General features: G+C 72.3%; 21 protein-coding genes and 1 pseudogene. 12 read left to right on the top strand and 10 right to left on the bottom strand.

Going from position 1 to position 21,658, the window contains the following annotated elements:
* Positions 1 to 309: 309 nt before the first annotated feature.
* From ASE20_RS16535 to ASE20_RS16525, 3 genes are read right to left on the bottom strand one after another with little or no spacing between them, the layout of a single operon-like run.
* On the bottom strand, positions 310 to 1,233 hold the full coding sequence (locus tag ASE20_RS16535; RefSeq protein WP_056895686.1) for a carbohydrate kinase family protein: 924 nt from the start codon (positions 1,231 to 1,233) through the stop codon (positions 310 to 312).
* Between the two features lies 1 nt (position 1,234).
* Complete coding sequence (locus ASE20_RS16530) at positions 1,235 to 1,885, bottom strand: class II aldolase/adducin family protein (RefSeq protein WP_056895840.1); 651 nt, start codon at positions 1,883 to 1,885, stop codon at positions 1,235 to 1,237.
* A gap of 5 nt (positions 1,886 to 1,890) precedes the next feature.
* Positions 1,891 to 2,586 carry a TetR/AcrR family transcriptional regulator gene (locus ASE20_RS16525; protein ID WP_056895685.1) on the bottom strand — a complete coding sequence of 232 codons (696 nt, stop codon included), beginning with the start codon at positions 2,584 to 2,586 and terminating at the stop codon, positions 1,891 to 1,893.
* A gap of 71 nt (positions 2,587 to 2,657) precedes the next feature.
* Here ASE20_RS16525 and ASE20_RS16520 point away from each other — a divergent pair, with 71 nt between their 5' ends.
* Positions 2,658 to 4,160, top strand: coding sequence for a flavin monoamine oxidase family protein (locus ASE20_RS16520; RefSeq protein WP_056895684.1), 1,503 nt, complete (start codon positions 2,658 to 2,660; stop codon positions 4,158 to 4,160).
* Positions 4,157 to 5,188, top strand: coding sequence for an SMP-30/gluconolactonase/LRE family protein (locus ASE20_RS16515; protein ID WP_056895683.1), 1,032 nt, complete (start codon positions 4,157 to 4,159; stop codon positions 5,186 to 5,188). The genes ASE20_RS16520 and ASE20_RS16515 overlap by 4 nt, the downstream gene beginning before the upstream one ends.
* Here the strand turns inward: ASE20_RS16515 and ASE20_RS16510 are convergent.
* Complete coding sequence (locus tag ASE20_RS16510) at positions 5,181 to 6,404, bottom strand: MFS transporter (protein ID WP_056895682.1); 1,224 nt, start codon at positions 6,402 to 6,404, stop codon at positions 5,181 to 5,183. The genes ASE20_RS16515 and ASE20_RS16510 overlap by 8 nt on opposite strands.
* Before the next feature lie 79 nt (positions 6,405 to 6,483).
* Between ASE20_RS16510 and ASE20_RS16505 the strand changes: the two genes are divergently transcribed.
* The gene (locus ASE20_RS16505; RefSeq protein WP_056895681.1) at positions 6,484 to 6,993 is read left to right on the top strand and encodes a MarR family winged helix-turn-helix transcriptional regulator; all 510 of its coding nucleotides are present in this window, start codon (positions 6,484 to 6,486) and stop codon (positions 6,991 to 6,993) included.
* Positions 6,994 to 7,087: 94 nt separating this feature from the next.
* Here ASE20_RS16505 and ASE20_RS16500 read toward each other — a convergent pair whose 3' ends face one another.
* On the bottom strand, positions 7,088 to 7,354 hold the full coding sequence (locus ASE20_RS16500) for a hypothetical protein (RefSeq protein WP_056895680.1): 267 nt from the start codon (positions 7,352 to 7,354) through the stop codon (positions 7,088 to 7,090).
* Between the two features lie 38 nt (positions 7,355 to 7,392).
* On the bottom strand, positions 7,393 to 7,773 hold the full coding sequence (locus ASE20_RS16495; RefSeq protein WP_056895679.1) for a hypothetical protein: 381 nt from the start codon (positions 7,771 to 7,773) through the stop codon (positions 7,393 to 7,395).
* 160 nt (positions 7,774 to 7,933) lie between these two features.
* On the opposite strand from ASE20_RS16495, the gene ASE20_RS16490 reads away from it, so the two are divergent.
* Positions 7,934 to 8,524 (top strand): RNA polymerase sigma factor, encoded by a 591-nt coding sequence (locus ASE20_RS16490; protein WP_200952848.1) that lies wholly within the window; start codon positions 7,934 to 7,936, stop codon positions 8,522 to 8,524.
* Complete coding sequence (locus ASE20_RS16485) at positions 8,521 to 9,003, top strand: hypothetical protein (protein ID WP_056895677.1); 483 nt, start codon at positions 8,521 to 8,523, stop codon at positions 9,001 to 9,003. Before ASE20_RS16490 ends, ASE20_RS16485 begins: the two co-directional genes overlap by 4 nt.
* A gap of 16 nt (positions 9,004 to 9,019) precedes the next feature.
* Here the strand turns inward: ASE20_RS16485 and ASE20_RS16480 are convergent, their stop codons facing one another.
* Positions 9,020 to 10,444: a S8/S53 family peptidase gene (locus ASE20_RS16480; RefSeq protein ID WP_082612502.1), complete on the bottom strand. Its 1,425-nt coding sequence runs from the start codon at positions 10,442 to 10,444 to the stop codon at positions 9,020 to 9,022.
* A gap of 117 nt (positions 10,445 to 10,561) precedes the next feature.
* Here ASE20_RS16480 and ASE20_RS26060 point away from each other — a divergent pair.
* The 7 genes and pseudogenes from ASE20_RS26060 to ASE20_RS16450 all read left to right on the top strand — a co-directional run.
* Positions 10,562 to 11,152 (top strand): annotated as a pseudogene (locus tag ASE20_RS26060) (tetratricopeptide repeat protein); the annotation flags it as partial.
* 375 nt (positions 11,153 to 11,527) lie between these two features.
* A complete protein-coding gene (locus tag ASE20_RS25610; protein WP_225869156.1) occupies positions 11,528 to 13,093 on the top strand; it encodes a CHAT domain-containing protein in 1,566 nt (521 codons plus the stop codon).
* 131 nt (positions 13,094 to 13,224) lie between these two features.
* Positions 13,225 to 14,310, top strand: coding sequence for an SGNH/GDSL hydrolase family protein (locus ASE20_RS16470; RefSeq protein ID WP_162261021.1), 1,086 nt, complete (start codon positions 13,225 to 13,227; stop codon positions 14,308 to 14,310).
* A gap of 72 nt (positions 14,311 to 14,382) precedes the next feature.
* Entirely contained in the window at positions 14,383 to 16,308 is a 1,926-nt protein-coding gene (locus ASE20_RS16465; protein ID WP_082612500.1) for an anthranilate synthase family protein, read from the top strand.
* An 8-nt stretch (positions 16,309 to 16,316) separates the two neighbouring features.
* Complete coding sequence (locus tag ASE20_RS16460; RefSeq protein WP_056895673.1) at positions 16,317 to 16,883, top strand: transglutaminase-like domain-containing protein; 567 nt, start codon at positions 16,317 to 16,319, stop codon at positions 16,881 to 16,883.
* A gap of 11 nt (positions 16,884 to 16,894) precedes the next feature.
* Positions 16,895 to 17,425, top strand: coding sequence for an anthranilate synthase component II (locus tag ASE20_RS16455; RefSeq protein ID WP_225869123.1), 531 nt, complete (start codon positions 16,895 to 16,897; stop codon positions 17,423 to 17,425).
* 4 nt (positions 17,426 to 17,429) lie between these two features.
* Positions 17,430 to 18,722 carry an anthranilate synthase component I family protein gene (locus ASE20_RS16450; protein ID WP_056895671.1) on the top strand — a complete coding sequence of 431 codons (1,293 nt, stop codon included), beginning with the start codon at positions 17,430 to 17,432 and terminating at the stop codon, positions 18,720 to 18,722.
* A 3-nt stretch (positions 18,723 to 18,725) separates the two neighbouring features.
* Here ASE20_RS16450 and ASE20_RS16445 read toward each other — a convergent pair whose 3' ends face one another.
* From ASE20_RS16445 to ASE20_RS16435, 3 genes are read right to left on the bottom strand one after another with little or no spacing between them, the layout of a single operon-like run.
* Positions 18,726 to 19,271 carry a hypothetical protein gene (locus tag ASE20_RS16445; protein WP_056895670.1) on the bottom strand — a complete coding sequence of 182 codons (546 nt, stop codon included), beginning with the start codon at positions 19,269 to 19,271 and terminating at the stop codon, positions 18,726 to 18,728.
* A gap of 28 nt (positions 19,272 to 19,299) precedes the next feature.
* A complete protein-coding gene (locus ASE20_RS16440; protein WP_056895669.1) occupies positions 19,300 to 20,709 on the bottom strand; it encodes a sensor histidine kinase in 1,410 nt (469 codons plus the stop codon).
* A gap of 7 nt (positions 20,710 to 20,716) precedes the next feature.
* The gene (locus tag ASE20_RS16435; RefSeq protein WP_056895668.1) at positions 20,717 to 21,427 is read right to left on the bottom strand and encodes a response regulator transcription factor; all 711 of its coding nucleotides are present in this window, start codon (positions 21,425 to 21,427) and stop codon (positions 20,717 to 20,719) included.
* Positions 21,428 to 21,658 lie beyond the last annotated feature (231 nt).

The raw sequence follows: 21,658 nt of genomic DNA, 5'->3' as shown, positions 1-21,658 counted from the left end.
GACTTCGTCCGCGCCGCCGCTGACGCGGCCGCCCAGTGGGTGATGGTCTGTTGCGCGCGGATGGCCCCCTCGAGTGGGCACAAACCGCAGAAAAATCGGCCGAAAACCTGCGGTATGTGCCCACTCGAGGGGGTCGACCGCGCACCGCCGGACCGCCACCCGACCGGCGGACCCAGCCACCCACCCAGCCTGCTCGTCGCTGCCGCTTGAGAACCCCACCGCCCACGACACCGCAGCCTTGAAGGAACCAGTACCTACCTGACCCACGGATGTGTCAGGCGAGCCGGAAAACGGTGCTTTGGCCAGGGACTATCGAAGTGCAGCGAGGTCGGTGACGACGTCGAGGTCGTAGGAGCCCGCATCGGTGCCGAGCCCCTGGGCCACCTGCGCAGCGGTCGCGCACCCGAGGCGGGCGGCCTCGGCCGGCGTACGCCCGAGCGAGAGCCCGCGCAGGAAGCCGGCCGAGAAGGCGTCGCCGCAGCCGGTCGTGTCGACGACCTCGATCGGGAAGGCCGGCACCTCCACGACGCCGGACGTGGTCGCGACGAGCGCGCCCTTCGCGCCCTGCGTGACGGCGACGCAGCCGACACCGTGCTCGAGCAGTGCCACGGCACCCTCGGCCAGTGACGCGGCGCCGGTGAAGCCGAGCACCTGCTCGTCGTTGGGGAGCAGGTAGTCGGTGTGGGGGAGGGCGCCCGCGATCCAGGCGAGCATGTCGGGATCGCCCGGGGCCAGTACGTCGACCGACGTGGTCACGCCCGCGGCGCGGGCCCGCGCCAGCAGCTCGCCCGCGGCCTCGCCGCCGAGGAACTCCGGCCCGCCGAGGTGCAGGTGGGTGATCCCGTCGAGCAGGTCGGTCGGCAGGTCGTCGAGGGTGAAGGCGCCGTTCGCGCCGATGCAGTGCCAGGCGGGCCGGTCGCCGTTGGACCGCACCGGCAGCACGGAGGCCGACGTCTGGGAGTCGGGCTTGCGGACCAGCCCGCCGACGTCGACGCCCTCCCGGGTGAGCAGGGAGAGCAGGGTGTCGCCGACGGGGTCGGTGCCGACGGCGCCGTACGAGCGGACGGTCGCGCCCAGCCGGGCCAGCACCACGGCGGTGCCGCCGGCGGTCCCGGCGGGCGACATCCGGATGGTCTCGACGAGCTGGCCGTCGGAGCCCTCGGGGATCGACTCGATGCCGAGGACGTGGGTGTCGAGGACGTGCACGCCGACGGCGGCGACGGACATGGACATGTCAGATCTCCTTCGGGGATCCGTAGTCGCGCTCGATGGCGACCCGGATGACGTCGGCCTGCTGCTCGGCGGTCAGCACCCGCGGGGTGCCGAGGGCGCTCGCGCGGTGGTGGAGCTGGCACAGCCACTCGAGCAGCAGCGCGTTCTCGACGGCCTTGTCGAGCGTGGCCCCGACGGCGATCGAGCCGTGGTTGGCCATCAGCGCGGCGCTCCGACCGGCCAGTGCCGCGCGGACGTGGCCGGCGAGGTCGTCGGTCCCGAAGGTGGCGTACGACGCCACCCGGACCTCCCCGCCGAGGGCGAGCTGCTGGTAGTGCAGCACCGGCAGCTCGTCGAGCACGCAGGCGACCGCGGTGGCGAAGGGAGCGTGGGTGTGCACGACGGCGGCCAGCTGATCGGGGCTCGAGTCGGCGTACACCCCGAGGTGGAGGGACAGCTCGGACGTCGGGGCGAGGCGTCCCTCGACGACGGTGCCGGACAGCGACACCACGGTGACGTCGTCGGGGGTGCAGGTGCCGAGCACCACGCCCGTGCCGGTCAGGGCGACCAGGTCGCCGGTGCGAGCGCTCACATTGCCGGCGGTGCCGACGAGCAGGCCGGCGTCGGCGAGCCGGCGCGAGGCGCCGGCGACCTCCGCACGGAGGTCGGCCACGTCGGTCACCGAGGCCCCGGGTCGGCGGTCACCTTGCTGAGGTAGCCGGTGACGAGGTCGATCGCCTCGTCGATGAGGAAGTCGTCGCCCTGCGGGTCGCGCTCGAAGGCCAGCTGGAACGCACGGTCGCCGAGCTCGACGGCGAGCTCGCCCATCGCGAGCAGCTCCGCGTCGGTGTGGTCGCCCTGGTCGACGAGACCGAGGTCGGCCGCGAAGGCGAGGAGGTTCTCGGCGATCCGCTTGTTGTGGTGGCGGCCGTAGTCGTAGACGGCGCTGTTGGTGCGCCCGCGCATCCAGATCTGCATGAAGGCCGGACGGCGGTGGTAGACCTTGACGAACGCTCTCATCGACGTCTCGACCAGGCTCGCCATCGTGAGCTCGCCGGACTCGGCGACGGCCGCGAGGTCGAGGGCGACCTGGTCGTCCATCTCGGCCATGTCCCGCTCGCAGAGGGCGAGGAGCACGGCCTCCTTGTCGGCGAAGTACTGGTAGAGCGAGGCGACCGGGAGGCCGGCGGTCTCGGCGATCGACCGGGTGGTCAGGCCCTCGACGCCGTCGGCGACGACGAGCTGGGCGGCCGCGTCGAGGATCCGCTCCACGCGCTCGCGCGACCGGGCCTGGGTCGGCAGGCGACGGCGGCTGGGGCCGACAGCACCCGAGGAGACCTCGGTCGTTGTGCCCTCGACGCTGGCGGAAGTCATGGCTGCAGTGTAGCCTCCCAAACCAGAAACTGACACAGATTCACTTTCTTCACCCGGTGAAAGGTGTTCCGATGCTCTCCTCCGAGGCCCTCACCCTCGGCCGACGCGGGCTGTTCGCCGGCGGCGCGGTCGCCGTCGGCGCCCTCGCCACCGAGGCGCTCGAGGCGGAGGTCACCGCCGCCACGCTCCGCGGCCCGCTCCCGCGCAAGGTCGACGTCGTCGTGGTCGGCGGCGGCATCGCCGGCCTGGTCACCGCCGAGCGGATCGCCCGTCGCGGCCGCTCCGTGCTCGTCGTCGAGGCCCGCACCCGCGTCGGCGGCCGGGTGCTCAACCACACCCTGCGCACCGGCGGCACGATCGAGTCCGGCGGCGCCTTCATCGGCCCGACGCAGACCCACATCAAGGCGCTCGCCGACCGGCTGGGGGTCGGCACCTTCAAGGAGTACGTCGCCGGCAAGAACGTCTACGTCTCGTCGAACCCGCTGCTCGGCCGCCAGGAGTTCACCGGCACCGTGCCGCCGGACCCGCTGATCCTGCTCGACGCGGCGCTGGCACTGGCGCAGCTCGACAAGCTCGCCGCCGAGGTCCCGGTCGACGCACCCTGGGCCCATCCGAAGGCGGCCGAGTGGGATGCGATGACGCTGCGGCAGTGGATCGACAGGAACACGCTCAACAGCAGGGGCATCGACAACCTCATCAAGGCCTGGACGCAGCCCGGGTTCGGCGCCGACCCCGACCAGCTCTCGCTGCTCTACGTCCTGCACTACATCGCCTGCTCGGGCAACGAGCGGAATGTCGGCACCTTCGCCCGCAACTCCGACGTCGTCAACGGCGCCCAGGAGAGCCGCTTCGTGGGTGGCTCGCAGCGGGTTCCCCTCCTGCTGGCGCGCAAGCTCGGTGACCGGGTCGCGCTCGGTGCCGCCGTCACGAAGATCGAGCACGTCTCCGGGCGCGCGCTGGTGCACACCACCCGCGGGCGGGTCTCCGCGCGCCGCGTCGTCGTGGCCGCGCCGCCGAAGCAGGTCCTCGGCATCGACTTCTCGCCGGGGATGCCGGCCGCCCGTCGTACCCTCCTGACGAAGGTGCAGATGGGCCGCCTGATGAAGTGCGACGCCGTCTACGACAAGCCGTTCTGGCGCGAGGACGGGCTCACGGGCTTCGGCCTCTCCGACCACGGCGCCGTGCGCGTCGCCTTCGACAACGGCGTGCGCAACACTGGTCACGGCATCCTGCTGGCGTTCGTCGGCGGCTCGACCTGGCGCCAGTACGGCAGCCTGTCGCGCACCGAGCGTCGCACGGCCGTGCTCCAGGGCTTCGCCGCGATGTTCGGCGACAAGGCGCTGCGCCCGATCGAGTACACCGAGCACGACTGGACCCACGAGCGCTGGACCCGCGGCGGCCCGGTCGCGATCTACCCGCCGGGCGTGATGGCGACGTACGGACGCCAGATCCGGCGGCCGTTCGGGCGCGTGCACTGGGCGGGCACCGAGACGTCGACGTACTGGACCGGCTACATGGACGGCGCCGTCCGCTCGGGCGAGCGCGCGGCGGTCGAGGTGCTGGAGCGGCTGTGATCCGTCGTACGACGCTCCTCGTCCTCGCCTCGCTGGTGGCGGTGCTGGGGCTGGTCCCCGCCGATGCTGCTGTCCGCCCGGTCGGAGCCACGCGTGTGTTCGCGAAGGTGCAGGCGCCGGGGTTCCCGGCCTACGTCCACGTCGCGCCCAACGGTCGCGTCTACGCCGGCACCTACACCAACCCCACCGGCGACCGGATGCGCTCGCGCGTGTTCGAGTACACGGCCGGCGGCACGCTGCTCCGCTCCTGGACCGTCCCCGGCCAGGACCTCGCCAGGCCGCACGGCGTCCAGGTCGCCGCGTCCGACGCGCGCGGTCGGCTGGTGCTGCTGGAGAAGTCGCGCGCCCGCGTGCTGACGCTCGACGTCCGCACCGGTCGCTTCGTCGTCCAGGCGACGATCCCGGACCTGCCCGGTGGCGGGCACCCGATCCCGAACTACGCCGCGTGGGGCCCCGGCGGCGCGCTGTTCCTGACCGACTACGGCCAGGACGTCGTCTGGCGGATCCCGGCGGCCGGCGGCACGCCGCGTGTCTGGCTCCGCTCGCCGAAGCTGGCGGGGATCTCGTTCGGCACGACCGGGATCGTCTACGAGCCGTCGCGCCGGTCGTTCCTGATCACCCAGCAGACGACCACCAACCCGCTCGACCTCGGCCGCGGCCACCTCTACCGCGCGCCGCTGCGCGCCGACGGCCGTCCCGGGACGCTGCGCACGGTGTGGACCTCGAGCGCCCTCGACCTCCCCGACGGCTTCGGCGTCGCCCGCAGCGGCAACATCTACGTCGCGCTGCTCGGCACCAACAAGGTCGTCAAGCTCAGTCCCGCCGGCAAGGTCCTCGCGAGGTACGACGCCGCCGGCTCCGCCGTCGCCTTCGACAGCCCGTCCAACGCGACCTTCCTCGGCACCCGGCTGCTGATCGCCAACCAGTCCGCGATCCTCGGCGACGCGAGCCACCAGGTCGTCCTGGACATGGAGGTCGGCGAGCGGGGTGCGCCGATCCTGGTCCCGAGGCGTTCCAGGCTCAGGTGAGCGCGAGCTCGGGCGCCGGCTGACGCGTCAGCCGGCGTACCGACGGCGCGGCCAGCGCGGCGATCGAGCTGACGCCCATCACGGCAGCGACGATGACCAGCCAGCGGTCCGTGCCGATCACGCCGGCGACCGGTCCGGTCAGCGCCAGGCCGAGCGGCCGGCAGACGAACGAGCCGACCAGGTCGAAGGCGTAGACGCGGGAGAGCTTGTCCTCAGCGACGTTCTCCTGGATCGCGAGGTCCCAGCTCACGCTGAACAGCTGCAGCCCGACGCCGTGGACCACGGCGCCGGCGAGCACCAGCCACAGCTGGTCGGCCAGGGCCATGGCGAGCGGGAAGGCCGCGGTCAGCGACAGCAGGACGACGCCCCAGCGCAACAGGTGGGCCGGACGCCAGCGCAGCGCCACCAGGCCGCCGAGCACGAAGCCGGCCATCAGTGCGGCCATCGCCCAGCCCCACGCCTCCTCGCCCCAGGAGTCGCCGACGACGATCGGGCCGAGCACGCCCTGGGCGCCGCCGAAGCACAGGTGGTAGAGCAGCGCCTGCCCGATCAGCAGCCACAGCCAGGTGTGGCGCAGCACCTCGCGCGCGCCGTCGGCGAGGTCGGTCAGCAGTCGCTCGCCGCTCGCGGTGGTCGGCGCCTCCGCCCGGATCAGCGCGAAGAACGCGGCCGCCACGCCGTAGGTCACCGCGTCGACGGCGATCGCCCAGCCGGGGCCGGCGGTGGCGACGATGATGCCGGCGAGCGCGAACCCGACGGCGTACGACGTCTGGTTGGCCAGGCTGCGCACCACGACCGCGCGCGGGAGCTGCGCCTCGGTCACGGTGAACCGGGTCATCGCGTTGGATGCGGGCTGGGCCAGCGCGCCGAGGCAGCCGTTGAGGACCCCGATCGCGGTGAGGAAGGCGATCGATCCGTGGTCCGTGACCAGCACGGCGGCGCAGATGCCCTGGCTGACGCAGGTCGCGGCCGACGAGCCCTGCATCAGGAGCTGGCGGGGCAGGCGGTCGCCGAGCACGCCGCCGTACAGGATCGTGACGACCTCCGCGAGCGAGAAGGCCGCGACGACGAGGCCGAGCTGGGTGGCCGATCCACCGAGGTGGAGGACCGCGAACGCCAGCGCCACGGGGGTCATCGCCGAACCGAGGCCGCTCACGGAGATGCCCGCGACGAGGCAGCGGAAGTCGCGGGAGACGAGCGGGCTCGGGGTGGACATGCGGGAGAGAATAGTTCGCTGGCTAAGTATTCGACAACTAAGTATTCGCTGACGAAGTGGTTCTCGCTAGCCTGACGCCATGCCCGAGGACTGGACCGACCGTCACGTCGCGCGGTGGCGGGACCACTGGCTGGACATCGCCTTCGACGACCAGGTCGAGGCGGCGTTCGTCCGGGTGGGCCGGATCGACCGGTACCTGCGCCAGGCCAAGCAGCGGGCGGTGGCCGAGGTCGGGCTGACCGACTTCGAGTACGACACCCTGCACGTGCTGATGATCCGCGACACCCCCGGCTCCGCCTCGCCGACCGAGCTGGCCGGCGAGCTGGACGTGTCCGGGGCCGGGATGACCGGACGGCTGGACGGCCTGGAGAAGGCCGGCTGGATCCGCCGGATCCCCTCCGTCGACGACCGGCGCCGCGTGATCGTCGAGGTGACGAAGGCCGGCATCGAGGTCTGGCGCCGCGCGATGGACATCCGCGGCGAGGCCGAGAACGACCTCGCCGACGCGCTCACCGAGCGCGAGCTGGCGACGCTCAACCGGCTGCTGAAGAAGGTCACCGTCCGCAGCGAGGAACGCACCCACGGGTGACGTCGAAGAGGTGAGGGGTGGCCCGCCCCGGAGCGGACCACCCCTCACTGCGTCGTCAGGCCCCCACTGGCCCGAGAACGCGGGGAGCGCGGTGTCAGTGCGCCGCGTCCCGGGCCCGGGAGGGGGCCTGGCGCAACGTGAGCACCGCGAGCACACGTCGACTGATGTACGCCGTCGGCGTGAGGCCGAGCTTGTCGAAGACCCGGTCGCAGAGCTCGGCGGTCGCGTCCGGTCCCAGCCCGAGCTGGCGCCCGATCGCCGTCTCGGACTGCCCGTGCGCGATCAGCTGGAGCACCTGCCGCTCCTGGATGCCGAGCCGTTCCAGCCGGCTCGTGGCGGCGATGTACGTCAGTTCGAGCATGGTCGTCGTACCTCGGTCCTCGTCGGTGTCGGTGTCGGTCAGGACGGCAGCACGGGGCCGCCGTGGAACTGGAACAGCCGCCGGCGGGCGTGCGAGACGGCCGTCGGGATCGGCGCGACGAGGCGCGCGGTCAGCTCCACGCCGGCGTCGGCCTGGGCGATGATCGCCAGCACACCGGCGTGGGTACGACGCAGCCGGGTGTAGGCCGCCCGCACCTCGTCCTCGTTGGCGCGGGTGTCCAACTGGGCCTCGCACATGTGGTTCCAGCGGGCGCGCAGCGCCTCGACCAGCACCGCCGGCGTGGCGAAGTACTGGCTCCACTCCTCCCGCCAGGGGAGGGCGCCGCTCATGTCGGCGGCGGCAGCGGCCTCGACCTCGCGGATGATGCGGGTGCGTTCGTGGGTCTCGTTCCAGGTCATGACGATCTTCCTTCCGGGGAGCTCGCGGTGGGTGGTTCACCGCTTCGGCTTGACGGAAGGAGGAGCACCCGGGGACCCGGGCTGATACACGATTCGTCGAAGAAATCCTGACGTATCAGCGGTACTGGCTCGCGGGTCCGAAGTACGGGACGATTCACCTGTGCCAGAACCGCTGTCGATGCTCGTCCCCGCGGCGCGGGAAGGAGACCAGCATGCGTGGGACGCGATCGTCGATCGTTTCCTCCCCCTGGTGTGCGCGATCGTTCGCGGACACCGACTCTCGGAGGCGGACGGGGACGACGTCAGCCAGACGGTGTGGCTGCGGCTCGTGGAGCACCTCGGCAACCTCCGGGAGGCCGATGCCCTCCCCGGCTGGATCCGTACGACGACCCGCAACGAGTGCCTGCGTCTGCTGGCCGCCCGCGGCCGGGTCCGCCCCGTCGACCCCCAGGAGGACGGCGCTGCCGGTGGCCTGGACGCGGTCGAGGACGACGTCGCCGAGGCCGACCTGCTCGCTGCCGAGCGCCGCCAGCTGCTGCGCGAGGCGCTCGACGAGCTGCCGGCCGGCCGCCGCGAGCTGCTCCTGCTCCTCCTCGAGGACCCGCCCGTGGGCTACGAGGAGATCAGCCGCCGCCTCGGCATTCCCGTCGGCAGCATCGGCCCGACCCGGGCCCGTGCGCTCGACCAGCTGCGTCGTACCCGATCCCTGCGCGGGCTCGGTCCGGATCTCGTGGGAGGGGAGAGGTCATGAGTGAGTGGGACGACCTGAACGGTCTCGATGACGATGCGCTGATGGCGCTCCTCGGCGAGGCGGTCGTCGAGACCGACGCCGTGTCGGAGCGCCGTCGCCAGGCCGCCCGTGCGGCGTTCACCTGGCGCTCGGTCGACGACGAGCTCGCCGAGCTGCTCCACGACTCCGCGCTCGACGCCGGTGCCGCCGTACGTTCCTCGGCATCGGGTCCGCGGTCGCTCGCCTTCGGCCGCAGCGGCCTGACCCTCGAGGTCGAGGTCGACGGCGACCAGCTCCTGGGCGAGGTCGTCGCGTCCGGCTCCGCCGATGCGGCCGCCGACTCGGCCACGGTGACCCTGCAGCGGCCCGACGCCGCCGACGAGGTCGTCAGCGTCGACGCTGCCGGCTTCTTCCGGTTCTCCGGCGTGGGTGCGGGCGCGGTGCGGTTCGTCGTCGAGCAGGGCGGGTGGTCGCTGACCACGCCGTGGGTGAACCTCTGAGCGCTCGGCGTACCGCTCAGGTGAGCGGGCCGACGACCTTGATCTGCCCACCCCGTGGGTCGGTCGTGCTGGTGGCGGTACCCAGCACGTCCTTCCACGCGTCCCGCACGGACTGGCCGGTCTCGCGCACTCGGGCGGCGACCAGACCCGTCACGAGCGGCGTCGAGAACGAGGTGCCGCTCCACCGGGCGAGGCCGTCGAACGTCCGGACCTGACCGACGTTCGGCGGCTCGTAGCAGGTGTAGGTGCCCTTCGGGAACGCGTTGACGTGGTCACGGCCGCGCGCGTAGACGGTCACCCAGCTCTCGCCCACGTTGGAGAAGTCCGACACCTTGCCGTCCGGGTCCACGGAGCCCACTCCCACGACCCAGTCGAATGCCGCCGGCCAGAACGGCTTGTCGCTGGAGTCGTTGCCCGCCGCTGCCACGATCAGGATGTCGTCGCGTTCGCTGAGCTTGTTGGCGGACCCGAGCATCTCGAAGGCGAGGGAGGCGAAGTCGCCGCGGGTGTGGGTTCCTGCCGAGATGCTGATGACCTGCGGGTGGTTGTCGTCGTTGATGGCCTGGTGCAGCTGCTCCACGATCTCTGACTCGAGGACCGCGCCGCCGTGCGTGAGCACGCCCTCGACCTCGATGCGCGTGTCCGGGGCGAGGCAGCTGACCACGCCCGCGACGAATGTGCCGTGGCCTGCGTAGGGATGAATTTTGTTCGGGTCCACGACCTCGATGTCCTCGGCATCGGCGAGCACATCGCCCTTCTCGAGCCAAGGGGACTTCGGGCTGCCGATGGCGCCGGTCCACAGGCCGGTGTCGACGACCGCGACGCGGACGCGGTCCTCGTCGCGAATCCGTGTGCGGGTGGCGGTCGGTCGTGGCCAGGGCTGGGCGGCGCGGGGCGTCGGCGGCGAGGGCTCGTCAGCCGGACACAGCCCGGGTTTCGTCCCGGTCACGTACACAACGTGATCCGGCGAGGCGATGGGCGCGCTCCGGGAGTCCTCCGGCCGCCCGAAGAACTTGTCGATCTCGGCCAACGTCGTGAGGACGTCGTCCGCCTCGTCGCGCCTCGAGGGCAACGCCACCAGGACCAGGCCGGGTGCGGGCGACGAGACGTGCTTGGGTTCGCCGCGGAAGTCGTTCTCGCGGCGCCGGAAGAAGTCCAGGACGTCCTCGAATCGATCAGCTCGCACCAGGGCGTGGCCGGGCCGGTACAGGTAGTGGAGATCGGCGTCGTCCTTGACGGGCGTGTCCTCGCGCCCAGCCGCCGCGACCGCACCGTCGAAGGCGTCACGGATGACCTTGGCCTGCACGCGGAGCTTCTCCCGTGCGATGCGCGCCTCGGAACCCGTGGTCGTGTCGGTCGGACGCACGGGACGCCAGGGGAACGACAGCTTTCGCAGCCACGCTGCAATGGAGAATCGGGACGAACGATCGGGCTGTGACATGGCCGCTCCATGGGAGGGGGAGGGATCGGGCCGATCGGCACCGGGCGGCGCTACGGTAGTGCCGTCCCCGGACGTCCGTAAAGGCGTTCCGAGCCCGACATCGCATCCGAGGTCGCCATGCAGGATCTGCTCGATCTGGCGTTGGACGACCCGACGGCGGCCAAGCGGCAGGCAGAGGAGCTGCTGGCGTCCACCACGGACGATCGCACGCTGTCGTTCGCCGGCCAGTGTCTCGGCATCGTGCTGCGGGACGCAGGTCAGCCCGACGCCGCGCTGACGGTGCTCCGCAGGGCGCTCAGGAACGCACGGCGTACTGCCGACACGGATCGCGAGCGCGATGTCGCGGCGACGCTCGGGACCACCCTCGTCGTGGCTGGCCGGTCCCAACAGGCGCTGCGTGTGCTCGAGCGGGCGCTGGAGGGAGCGACCGGTGAGCTGGCTGCGAAGGTCGGGATGAGGCTCGCCGCCGTACAGAGCATGGTGGGCCAGCGATCGGCGGCCGTGCCCGTGCTGAACCGCGTGCTCGGAGAGATGCAGGCCGTCGGCAACCGGGCCTGGGAGGCCAGGACCCGCCTCTGGCTGGGCTACGTGGAGCTCGACCTCGGACGGGTCGACGAGGCGGAGTTCCACGTGTTGGAGGCCATGCGGATTCTCGAGGACAGTGGCGCCTCGGCGGACCGTGTGTCGATCTTGAGCAACCTCGCAGAGATCGCACTGGCTCGAGGGGATCACGCCGACGCCCTCCGGCGTTTCGCGGTGACACTCGAGGCTCACGTCGAAGCTGATCGACCGGTGGGCCCGGAGGTCGTGGCGCGCTACGGGGAGGCGTACCTTGCTGCCGGCCTGGCGGCAGATGCGGTTCGACTCATGGAGGCCTTCGGCGAGGAGATGGCTCCACTGGAGAAGGCCGAGTTCCTTGCGTCCCTTGCTGACGCGCGCCTTGCCGCTGGTGACCCTTCAGGCGCCGTCCGAGCCGCTGACGAGTCCGTGCGGCTGTTCCGGCGACAACAGCGCCCTTGGTTCGAGGTCCGTGCTCGCCTGACGCGTGTCCGGGCACGTGAGGCCATGGGCCAGGTCGGTCGCTTGGCAGCCGAGGCACGGGCGGTCGCCGACGTCTTGCATGGCGAGCGGGCCCACGAGGCTCCGGTTGCGCTGACCGTGGCGGGCCGCCTCGGTCGAGGCCAGGAGCAGGAACGGTCCTGGAACGAGGCCGCCTCCTACCGCACCCACCCGAACCCCCTCGTCCGAGCGGCCGCCTGGCACGCCCAGTCCCTCGCCCACGAGGAGCAGCGCAACCGCGGCGGCGTCCTGCGCGCCGCGGCTGCCGGACTCGACGCCATCGACGAGCACCGCCGCCTGATCGGCTCCTCCGAGCTCCGCGCCCTCGCCACCACCCACGGCCGCGACCTGACGACCATCGCGCTGCGCCACGCCGCCACCGAGCCGCGCACCCTGCTCAGGTGGAGCGAGCGCACCCGCGCCACCGCGCTCGCCCAGCCCCCGGCGACCAGCGACGCCGCGACCATCCCCGCCTCCCTCGCCGCGCTGAGGGACAACGGCAGACGGCTGGCCGAGGCCCGTCAGGAGGGGGAGCCGACGGACACCCTCGAGCGGGAGAGGTTGCGCCTGGAGCGGGCGGTGCGGGCGGAGAGCCACACGCTGTCGGCGACGACCGCCGAGCAGCAGAAGCCGCCGAGCGTCGAGGAGATCGTGGCCGAGGTCGGCGACGGGTGCCTGGTGGAGCTGGTCGACGTCGACGGGACCTTGCACGTGCTGGTCGTCCACGCCGGCAAGGTACGACGCCAGGTGGCCGGCGCGACCGAGGAGATCGCCGCCCTGCTCGGTCCCGCGGCGATGCTGCTGCGCCGGGCCTCCCGCGGCCGGGCCATCGACAGCTCCGCCCTCGGAACCCAGCTCCAGCAGGCGATCCTCGGTGACGCGGCCCGGCTGCTCCCCGACGGACCCGTCACCCTCGCGCCGACGGCACGCCTGCACGGGTTGGCCTGGGCGCTGCTGCCGGTGCTGGGGGACCGGCCGTTCAGCGTCGTACCGTCGGCGGGGCAGTGGCTCCGCGCCCGCGCCACGCCCCGCCCGCGGAGCAGGCAGACCCTGCTGATCAGTGGTCCGGGCCTCGCGACGGGCGGCGCCGAGGTGCCGCTGCTCGCGTCCAGCCACCCCGACGCGACGCTGCTCGCCGGCCCCGACGCCACCCTCGACAACGTGCTCGGGCAGCTCGACGGCGCCGACCTGGTCCATCTCGCCGCGCACGGCCACTTCCGCGCCGACAGCCCGCTGTTCTCCGCGCTCGACCTCGCGGACGGGCCGCTGACGGTCCACGACCTCGAGCGGGTACGGCGGGCGCCGTACCGCGTGGTGCTGTCGGCCTGCGAGTCCGGGGTGCTCGCGCCGGTCGGGGCGGAGGAGCTGCTCGGGCTGGCGGCGGCGCTGTTCTCGCTCGGGACGGCCGGCCTGGTGAGCAGTGTCGCGGAGGTCAACGACGCCGCGACCGCGGACCTGATGGTCGAGCTGCACGCCGCGCTCGCGCGGGGGGACGACCCGGCCACCGCCCTGCACGAGGTACGACGCAGCACCGCCGGGGATCCGGTCGCCGCCGGCACCGCGGCCGCCTTCCTCGCGCTCGGCGTGTGACTTTGGTGAAGTCTCTCGTTTCCCGGACGTGAGGGCCTCCTCCCGGATACCGTGACGGCTCGGCCGTGGGGGCCGTTTCTTCTTTGGTTTCGGGACAGGTCTGTGGGGACCTGGTGTGGGGGACGATCGCTGTGGGACGAGTCGGGTCTTTTCGTGCGCGCACGCGGGCTGGGGCCCGCGGCGCCCTCGCGGGAGCGCTGCTCGTCGTGCTGACCCTCGGCGTCCTGCTGACCTCGCCGACGTCGACGGCCGCGGCCGACGAGCCCGACCCGTCCGTCCCGCTCAAGGTGCTGGTCGTCGGCGACTCGATCTCGCACGGCTTCGCCGGTGACTCGACCTGGCGCTACTGGTTCTGGCGCGAGACCCGGCGGCAGGGAGTGCCGATCGACTTCGTCGGACCGGACAGGCTGCCGTACCTCGGCCCGAACGCCCGCTACGAGAAGCCCGGGCTGTACTTCGACCGCGACCACGCCGCCAGGGGTGGTTCCACGGTCAACTACCACCTTGCCCGCATCGACGACCTGATGGAGACCTACGCGCCCCAGGTGGTCGTCGTCGAGATCGGCATCAACGACCTGGCGCATGGCGACACGGCCGTCGGCGTGGTGGCCGAGACCGAGACCTTGCTGGCGCGGGTCTGGCAGCACGCCGCGACGGCCCGCGTGGTCCTCGCGGAGCTGCCGTCCTTCCCGGCCGACGCCGCGGTGGAGGCCCAGACCGTGCTGGCCAACAAGGAGCTCGCGGTGCGCTACGGCGCCGACCCGCGGGTCCTGCTCGCCAAGAACCGCAGCGGTACGTCGCCGCGGTGGCAGACCGCTCAGATGACCTCCGACGGGCTGCACCCCAACGCCACCGGGCAGACGCTGCTCGCCCAGCGGTTCGCCGAGGCGTTCCACCGCGGCGGGTACCTCCCGCAGCCGCCGTCGCTCTACCGGGTCCGGAGCTGGCAGCCGGGCGTGGCGCCTCGGGTGCGGAGGTCCGGCCAGCGGCTGACCGTCGACTGGTCGGCGTCCCTGGCCGAGGTGAAGCTCGCCAGTGTCCGGGTCCTCATCACGCGCCCGAACGGCACGCGCCTGCGGGGAAAGACCTGGTTCAGCGCTGGGGTGGGCCGGATCCACCGGACCCTCCCGCGAGGGACCTGGTACGTCCGGTTGGTCCCGGTGCGGGGCACCATGCAGGGCGTGCCGGTGCCCGCCACCGTCGTCCGGATCCCCTGACCCGGCTCGTCGTACCAACCGCAGGGCGAAACTCCCCGTCGGCCGCCCCGGCGCCCCGCATAGGCTTCGTCCATGCCTGATCAGCCCAGCGCCACCCTCACTGCCCGGGAAGCCATCACGGCCGTCCAGGGGCACGAGGCCTGGGCGATCATCCGGCGCTCCACGCGGGCCGGCGACCGTGACACGGTCGGCGTCCTCGGCGGGACGCGGTCGATCGTCGAGTCGATCATGGACATCCCCATCGAGACCGGGGTCCCGGAGCCGGGGCACATCTGCGACCGGCTGGTCGCGGTGCCCTTCCGGCAGGTCTCCGAGCGTGGCTTCGAGGCCCACGACGACGGTACGCCGCTCGTCGTCGTCGACGTCACCACCGAGCACGAGTTCACGGTCGCCGACGTGGTCGAGGCGATCGACCCGGTGCCGGTCGAGTTCACCGACCGCGGTGGCTTCGAGACCGACGACGAGGACTACGGCAAGCTCGTCGAGCAGATCATCAGCGAGGAGATCGGCCAGGGCGAGGGCGCAAACCTCGTCATCGGCCGCAACTACCGCGCGGTCGTCGCCGACTTCGGGCCGGACGTGGCCCTCACCGTCTTCCGCCGGCTCCTGGAGCGCGAGCGCGGTGCGTACTGGACCTTCGTCTTCTGGACCGGCGACCGCTTCCTGATCGGCGCGAGCCCCGAGCGACACGTGTCGGTCCACGGCGGCGACGTACGGATGAACCCGATCTCCGGCACCTTCCACCTGCGCCCGCCGGCCGGCGAGACGCGCAGCACGGAGGCGCGGATGCGTGCGTTCCTCAAGGACGAGAAGGAGATCTACGAGCTCTTCATGGTCGTCGACGAGGAGCTCAAGATGATGTGCGACATCTGCACGGAGGGCGGCCAGGTGCTCGGGCCGTTCCTCAAGCCGATGACGCACCTGATCCACACCGAGTACCTTCTCGCCGGCCGTACGTCGCGCGACGTCCGCGAGGTGCTGCGGGACACGATGTACGCCGCCACCGTCACCGGCTCGCCGGTCGAGAACGCGTGTCGGCTGATCAAGCAGTACGAGCCGGAGGGCCGCGGCTACTACGCCTCCGCCCTCGCGCTCTTCGGCCGCGACGAGGAGGGCGAGCCCGTCCTCGACAGCCCGATCGTGCTCCGCACCGCCGACGTCTCGCCCGCCGGCGAGCTGAAGGTGACCGCGGGTGCCACGCTCGTGCGCGACTCGGTGCCGGCGTACGAGGTCGCGGAGACCCACGCCAAGGCCGGCGGCATCCTGTCCGCCTTCGGGTTGGTCGACCCCGCCCCCGTGCCGACCACCGACATCGCCACCCTCGTCGCCGACGAGGAGGTGCTGATCGCCCTCAACAGCCGCAACAACCGGCTGTCCGGCTTCTGGCTCGCCGACCAGGCGGGCACGCCGGTCGACCCGCGCCTGATCGGCAAGAGCGCCGTCATCCTCGACGGCGAGGACGACTTCGTGAACATGCTGCGCCACATGCTGACCCGCATGGGCGTCAGCAGCTCGGTGGTGCGCCACGAGGACTACGTCGACGGCGCACTCGACGGCTTCGACCTGGTCATCGTCGGCCCCGGCCCCGGCGACCCCCGCGACGACGCCGACCCGAAGATGGGCAAGCTCCGCGCCGCCGTCACGTGGCTGCTCGCGAACGAGAAGCCCTTCCTCGCGATCTGCCTGGGCCACCAGGCGCTGTGCCACACCCTCGGCATCCCGCTCGCCTACAAGGACATCGTCTTCCAGGGCACCCAGGCGACGGTGCTGCTCGGCGGACGGCCGGAGCGGGTGGGCTTCTACAACACCTTCGTGGGCCGGGTCTCGCCCGAGCTGGAGCTGCCCGACGGCGTGACGGTGGACGCCGACGCCGAGACCGGCGACGTCAACGCCGTCGCGGGACCACACTTCCGCGGCGTGCAGTTCCACGCCGAGTCGATCCTCACCGAGCACGGGTTCGGGATCGTCCACGACCTGGTGTCCGACGTCCTGCTCTAGGACCAGCGATGGACCTGATCGCCCGGACTCCCGCCGACTACCTCGGCGCGGACGACGTCGTCGAGTCGACGGCGGCGGAGGTCGTCGCGCTCGCCGAGCGGTTGCGCGGCGCCGCGGGTGACGATGAGGCCTTCGCCCGCGCCGCCTTCGCCTGGGTCCGCGACGAGATCGCGCACGCCGGCGATGCGGGGGACCCGCGCTTCGCGGTGTCGGCGACCGACGTCCTCGAGGACGGCGTGGGCTGGTGCTACGCGAAGGCGCACCTGCTGACGGCGGTGCTGCGGGCCGGCGGCGTGCCGACCGGGCTCTGCTACCAGTGGCTGACCGACGACGGCACCGCCGGCGGGTTCGTGGTGCACGGACTGGTCGCTGTGCACCTCGACGGGAGCTGGCACCGACAGGACCCACGGGGCAACAAGCCGGGGGTGGCGGCGGAGTTCTCGCTCGGTGAGGAGCGGCTGGCGTGGCCGGTCGACCCAGCGCTGGGCGAGCGCGACCTCCCCGAGGTGTACGTCGCCCCGGCGCCCGGTGTGGTCGCGGCCCTGCGCCGCGGCGTCCTGGCGGTCGAGCTGTGACGAGGCCCGACGTGGTCGTCGTCGACCACCACGACTCCTACACCTGGAACCTCGTCCACCTCGTCGCCGAGGTCACCGGCGTCCTGCCGGCGGTGGTCCAGTGGGACGACCCGGTGGACCTGGCGGCGTACTCCCACGTCGTGCTCTCGCCCGGCCCGGGCCATCCCGACGAGTACACCTGGTCGTTCGACACCGGCCGGCCGGTGCTCGGGGTGTGCCTGGGGATGCAGGCTCTCGTCGTCGCGTACGGCGGCGAGGTCGACCGGGTCGCGCCGGCGCACGGCACGGTCGAGACGGTGACCCACGACGGGCGGGGGGTCTTCGCCGGCGTACCCACCCCGTTGGAGGCGGTGCGCTACCACTCGCTCGCCGCCGTACGCCTGCCCGACGAGCTCGAGGCGACCGCGTGGGCGGCCGACGGCACCGTGATGGGTGTGCGCCACAGGGAGCTGCCGCTCGAGGGCGTGCAGTTCCACCCCGAGTCGGTGCTCTCCCGGCACGGCGCACGGCTGGTCGCGAACTTCCTGGACGTGGGACGCTGACCGGATGGTGACCCAGGGCGACCCTGTCGAGGCGTTCGCCCGCCTCCAGGCGCGGCACGACCGCTGCGTGTGGCTCGACGGCGGCGGCGCCCGCGACTGGTCACGGCGGCGCTCCCTCCTCGGCTGGCTCGACGAGGACGACGTCTCCCTCAGCTACGACGCCCGCACGCGCGAGGTGACCCGGCACGCGGGCGGCCGGTCCACCGTCGTCGGCGACGACCCCTTCACCGTGCTCGAGGCCGAGCTCGCGGCGGGACGGCCGACTGACCAGTGGTTCGGCTACTTCGGGTACGCCGCCCGCCCGGACCTGCCCGCCGAACCGGACCCCGACCTGCCCGACGCCGTGTGGCTGCGGCCCTCGAACATCCGCGAATACGAGCACCAGGTTGTTGACCTTTCCTCGCGGTTGTTGCCCGTTGCAACCGTCAACAACCGCAGGAATCCCCGCTCAGGCGGGGATTCCGACACCCTGCCGCCCGACTACGCGGCCGCCTTCTCAACCGTCCAGGAGCACCTGCACGCGGGCAACTCCTACGAGGTCAACCTGACCTACCGCACGCGGACGCCGAGCGCGCTGAGCCCCGCGGCGGCGTACCTCCGCCTCCGCTCGGTCAACCCCGCCCCGTACGCCGGCTTCCTCCAGCACGACGTCCCGGGCGCGCGCGCCTGGCTGCTGAGCTCGTCGCCGGAGCGGTACGCGCTGGTCACCGAGGACCGGACGCTCGAGACCAAGCCGATCAAGGGCACCACGCCGAGGGGCACCACGCCCGAGGAGGACGAGGAGGCGCGGGCGCACCTGGCCGGCGACCCGAAGTTCCGTGCCGAGAACCTGATGATCGTCGACCTGCTCCGCAACGACCTCGCGATGGTGTGCGAGGCGGGCAGCGTCGAGGTGCCGGTGCTGATGGAGGTCGAGTCCTACGCGTCGGTCCACCAGCTGGTGTCGACGGTCCGCGGCCGCTTGCGCGACGACGTGAGCACGGTCGGGGCACTCAAGGCGCTCTTCCCCGCGGGCTCGATGACGGGGGCGCCCAAGCTGCGCACCATGGAGATCATCGAGGAGGTCGAGGGGACGCCGCGGGGGGCCTACAGCGGCGCCTTCGGCTGGGTGTCGGGCGACGGCCGCGCCGACCTCGGCGTCGTGATCCGGACGCTCGTGACGGCCGGCGACGACTACCTGCTCGGCACCGGCGGCGGGATCACGGTGGCGAGCGACGTCGTGGAGGAGTACGCCGAGACGGGCTGGAAGGCCGCCCGCCTGCTGGCCGCGGTCAGTCCCCAGGCCGACCAGGGATAGGGATCAGGGCATCGGCGAGGCGCTCTGGCGGCCCGCCCGGCTCTTCTCGGCGTGCGCGGACAGCGCCGTCAGCGTGGCCTCCACGCCGCGCACCGCGAGCGCGGCGTCGTACGGCGCCGGGTCGACGAGGTTGACGACCTCGAACAGGAAGCCGTTCTGGACGAACCCCGTGACGTAGAGCTGGTCCTTCTCCGCCGACACCACGATCCGAGCGGCGTCCGCGCCCGCGATCGTCGGTGTGCGGACGTCGGCGTCGTCGGCCTCGCCCATCTGCTCCCAGAACTCGTCGAGCGTGCCGGGGAACTGCTGGTAGTTCAGCTCCAGCGCCGCGTCGCCCTTCTTCTTCGGCACGAACCGGCACTGCGGTGCCGTCGCGGTGCCGTCCTCCTCGGTCGTCGCGACGTCGAGCTGCTTCTTCACGAACGTCGCGTCGAGCGCGTCGCACGGGTTCCACAGGGTGGGCGTCTCGGTCGGCAGCTCGGGCCTGGCGGCGACGTCGTCGTCACCGCACGCCGCGAGCGACGCAGCGAGGGCGGGTACGACGAGCACGGGCGCCAGACGGTGGAGGCGCCGGAGGTCAGGTATGAGGGGTGTTCTCCCGTCCGGGCAGGCGCAGCACCAGCCGCGCGCCGCCACTGGCGTTCTCGGTGGCGTGGACGGAGCCGGAGTGACGCTCCGCGACCTGGCGCACGATCGCCAGGCCCAACCCGGAGCCGGGCATGGTGCGGGCGTCGGGTGAGCGCCAGAAACGGTCGAAGATCCGGGTCCGGTCGGACGCGGCGATGCCGGGTCCCTGGTCGTCGACCGTGAGCACGCCGTCGCTGAGTCGCACCGTCACCAGGCCTCCCTCCGGGCTCCACTTCGCCGCGTTGTCGAGCAGGTTGGTCACCGCCCGCTCCAGCTCCGCATCCTCGCCGATCACCCACCACGGCCGCGTGAAGACCTCGAACGTGAGACCGGGCGCGCGCCGGCGTACCCGCTGGACGGCGTGGTCGACGACGTCGGCGAGGTCGACCGGCTCGACCTGGACGCGGATCGGCTCGTCGCGCGCGAGCGAGGTCAGGTCGCCGATCAGCTGGGTGAGCTCCTGGATCTGCGCCTGGACGTCGTCGAGCAGCTCGTCGCGCGCGTCGGCCGGCAGGCTCGCCGCCGCGTCGCCGCGGGCGCTCATCGTCAGCAGCTCGACGTTGGTGCGCAACGCGGTGAGCGGCGTGCGCAGCTCGTGGCTCGCGTCGGCGACCAGCTGGCGCTGGCGGGTCCGGCTCGCGTCGAGCGCGAGCAGCATGTGGTTGAACGCCGTCGCCAGGCGCGCGATCTCGTCGTCGCCCTCGACGGGCAGGGGGGTGAAGTCCTCGGTACGGGCGATCTCCTCGACCGAGGCGGTCAGGCGTCGTACCGGACGCAGGCCGTTGGTCGCCACCGTCCACCCCGCGAGCCCCGCCGCGAGCACGCCGAACGCGCCGAACGCGACGGTGACCCACCCGAGCCGGGCGAGGGTGCGGTCCTGGTCCTCGAGGGGCTGGGCGATGACGAGGGCGATGCCGTCGCGCTGCGTGGGGACGGCGACGACGCGGTACCTCTCGCCCGCGATCGCGATGGTGCGCAGGCTGCGCTTCTCCTTGCCCTGCGCGACCTGCAGCTCCGGCCTGCCGAAGTCGATGGTCGGGCCACGGTCGAGGATCGCGGGCGTGCCCTCGTAGTCGAGGAAGGCGATGCGCATCTCGCCCGCACCCAGCGCCCACGACGGGATGCCCTGGGAGCCGGCGTTGATGAGGGTGTCGGAGCGGGCGGCCTGCTCGGCCCGGTCGACCAGGGCGTTGTCGAGGGTGTCCTGCATCTGCACGCGGGCCGTGATGTAGGCGCCGACCGCGACCAGCGCCACCGACATGCCGACCGCCATCGTGGTCAGCCAGATGACCCGGCTCGCGAGCGAACGCCGGTAGTGCCAGCGGCCGTCGCTCCCCGGCCACGGGAGCGACGCGGTCACGACGCCCTCACGACTCGGTCGCGCGCAGGACGTACCCGATGCCGCGGACCGTGTGGATCAGTCGCGGCTCGTCGTCGGCCTCGGTCTTGCGGCGGAGGTAGCCGACGTAGACCTCCAGGGAGTTGGCGGTCGTGGGGAAGTCGTAGCCCCAGACCTCCTCGAGGATGAAGCTCCGGTCGAGCACCCGGCGCGGCCGGCGCAGGAACATCTCCAGCAGCGTGAACTCGGTGCGGGTCAGCTCGATGTGGCGCGTCCCGCGGACCACCTCGCGGGTGGTGACGTTCATGGTGAGGTCGGCGAAGGAGAGCACCTCCTCCTCGCCGCCGTCCTCGGCCGGGATCACCCGGCGCAGCAGCGCCCGCAGGCGTGCCAGCAGCTCCTCCAGCGCGAACGGCTTGGTGAGGTAGTCGTCGGCGCCCGCGTCGAGCCCCTCGACCCGGTCGCCGACCGCGTCGCGCGCGGTCAGCACGATCACGGGCACGTCATTGCCCGCCGCGCGCAGCGCACGCGTGGCCTCGAGCCCGTCGAGCTTGGGCATCATCACGTCCATCACGACCACGTCGGGCGCGATGGCACCGATCCCCGCCAGGGCCTCGGCCCCGTCAGCAGCCAGGTGGACGTCGTAGCCGTTGAAGGCGAGGGAGCGCCGTAGCGACTCCCGGACCGCACGGTCGTCGTCGACGACGAGGATGCGGGCGGGGGCAGCGGTACCGGACACGCCCCCATCATGGCCGATGGGCCTGAAGGGGTGCTGAGAGGCGGCTCCCGGCGCGTCAGGAGGTGAGGACGTACTTGCCGCCGAGCTCGATGCGCAGGGTGTGGTACTCGACCTGCGTGATCGACCGGGTGCCCTCACCNNNNGGGGGTGCGCCAGATCCAGCGGTCGGGTCCGAGCTGGTGGACCTCGTAGCCGAGATGTGTCTTCGCTCGGTGGGAGTGGCGGGTCAGT

The organism is Nocardioides sp. Root240 (assembly GCF_001428825.1).
Taxonomy (GTDB): Bacteria; Actinomycetota; Actinomycetes; order Propionibacteriales; family Nocardioidaceae; genus Nocardioides.
The sequence above is the reverse complement of the archived record's forward strand: the minus strand, read 5'-3'. Positions and strand labels throughout refer to the sequence as shown.

Bases quoted from the DNA above. Each gene is read 5' to 3' on its own strand.
- ASE20_RS16535 (WP_056895686.1), bottom strand. From the start codon at position 1,233: ATGTCCATGTCCGTCGCCGCCGTCGGCGTGCACGTCCTCGACACCCAC.
- ASE20_RS16525 (WP_056895685.1), bottom strand. From the start codon at position 2,586: ATGACTTCCGCCAGCGTCGAGGGCACAACGACCGAGGTCTCCTCGGGT.
- ASE20_RS16520 (WP_056895684.1), top strand. From the start codon at position 2,658: ATGCTCTCCTCCGAGGCCCTCACCCTCGGCCGACGCGGGCTGTTCGCC.
- ASE20_RS16510 (WP_056895682.1), bottom strand. From the start codon at position 6,404: ATGTCCACCCCGAGCCCGCTCGTCTCCCGCGACTTCCGCTGCCTCGTC.
- ASE20_RS16505 (WP_056895681.1), top strand. From the start codon at position 6,484: ATGCCCGAGGACTGGACCGACCGTCACGTCGCGCGGTGGCGGGACCAC.
- ASE20_RS16500 (WP_056895680.1), bottom strand. From the start codon at position 7,354: ATGCTCGAACTGACGTACATCGCCGCCACGAGCCGGCTGGAACGGCTC.
- ASE20_RS16495 (WP_056895679.1), bottom strand. From the start codon at position 7,773: ATGACCTGGAACGAGACCCACGAACGCACCCGCATCATCCGCGAGGTC.
- ASE20_RS16485 (WP_056895677.1), top strand. From the start codon at position 8,521: ATGAGTGAGTGGGACGACCTGAACGGTCTCGATGACGATGCGCTGATG.
- ASE20_RS16480 (WP_082612502.1), bottom strand. From the start codon at position 10,444: ATGTCACAGCCCGATCGTTCGTCCCGATTCTCCATTGCAGCGTGGCTG.
- ASE20_RS16465 (WP_082612500.1), top strand. From the start codon at position 14,383: ATGCCTGATCAGCCCAGCGCCACCCTCACTGCCCGGGAAGCCATCACG.
- ASE20_RS16460 (WP_056895673.1), top strand. From the start codon at position 16,317: ATGGACCTGATCGCCCGGACTCCCGCCGACTACCTCGGCGCGGACGAC.
- ASE20_RS16450 (WP_056895671.1), top strand. From the start codon at position 17,430: ATGGTGACCCAGGGCGACCCTGTCGAGGCGTTCGCCCGCCTCCAGGCG.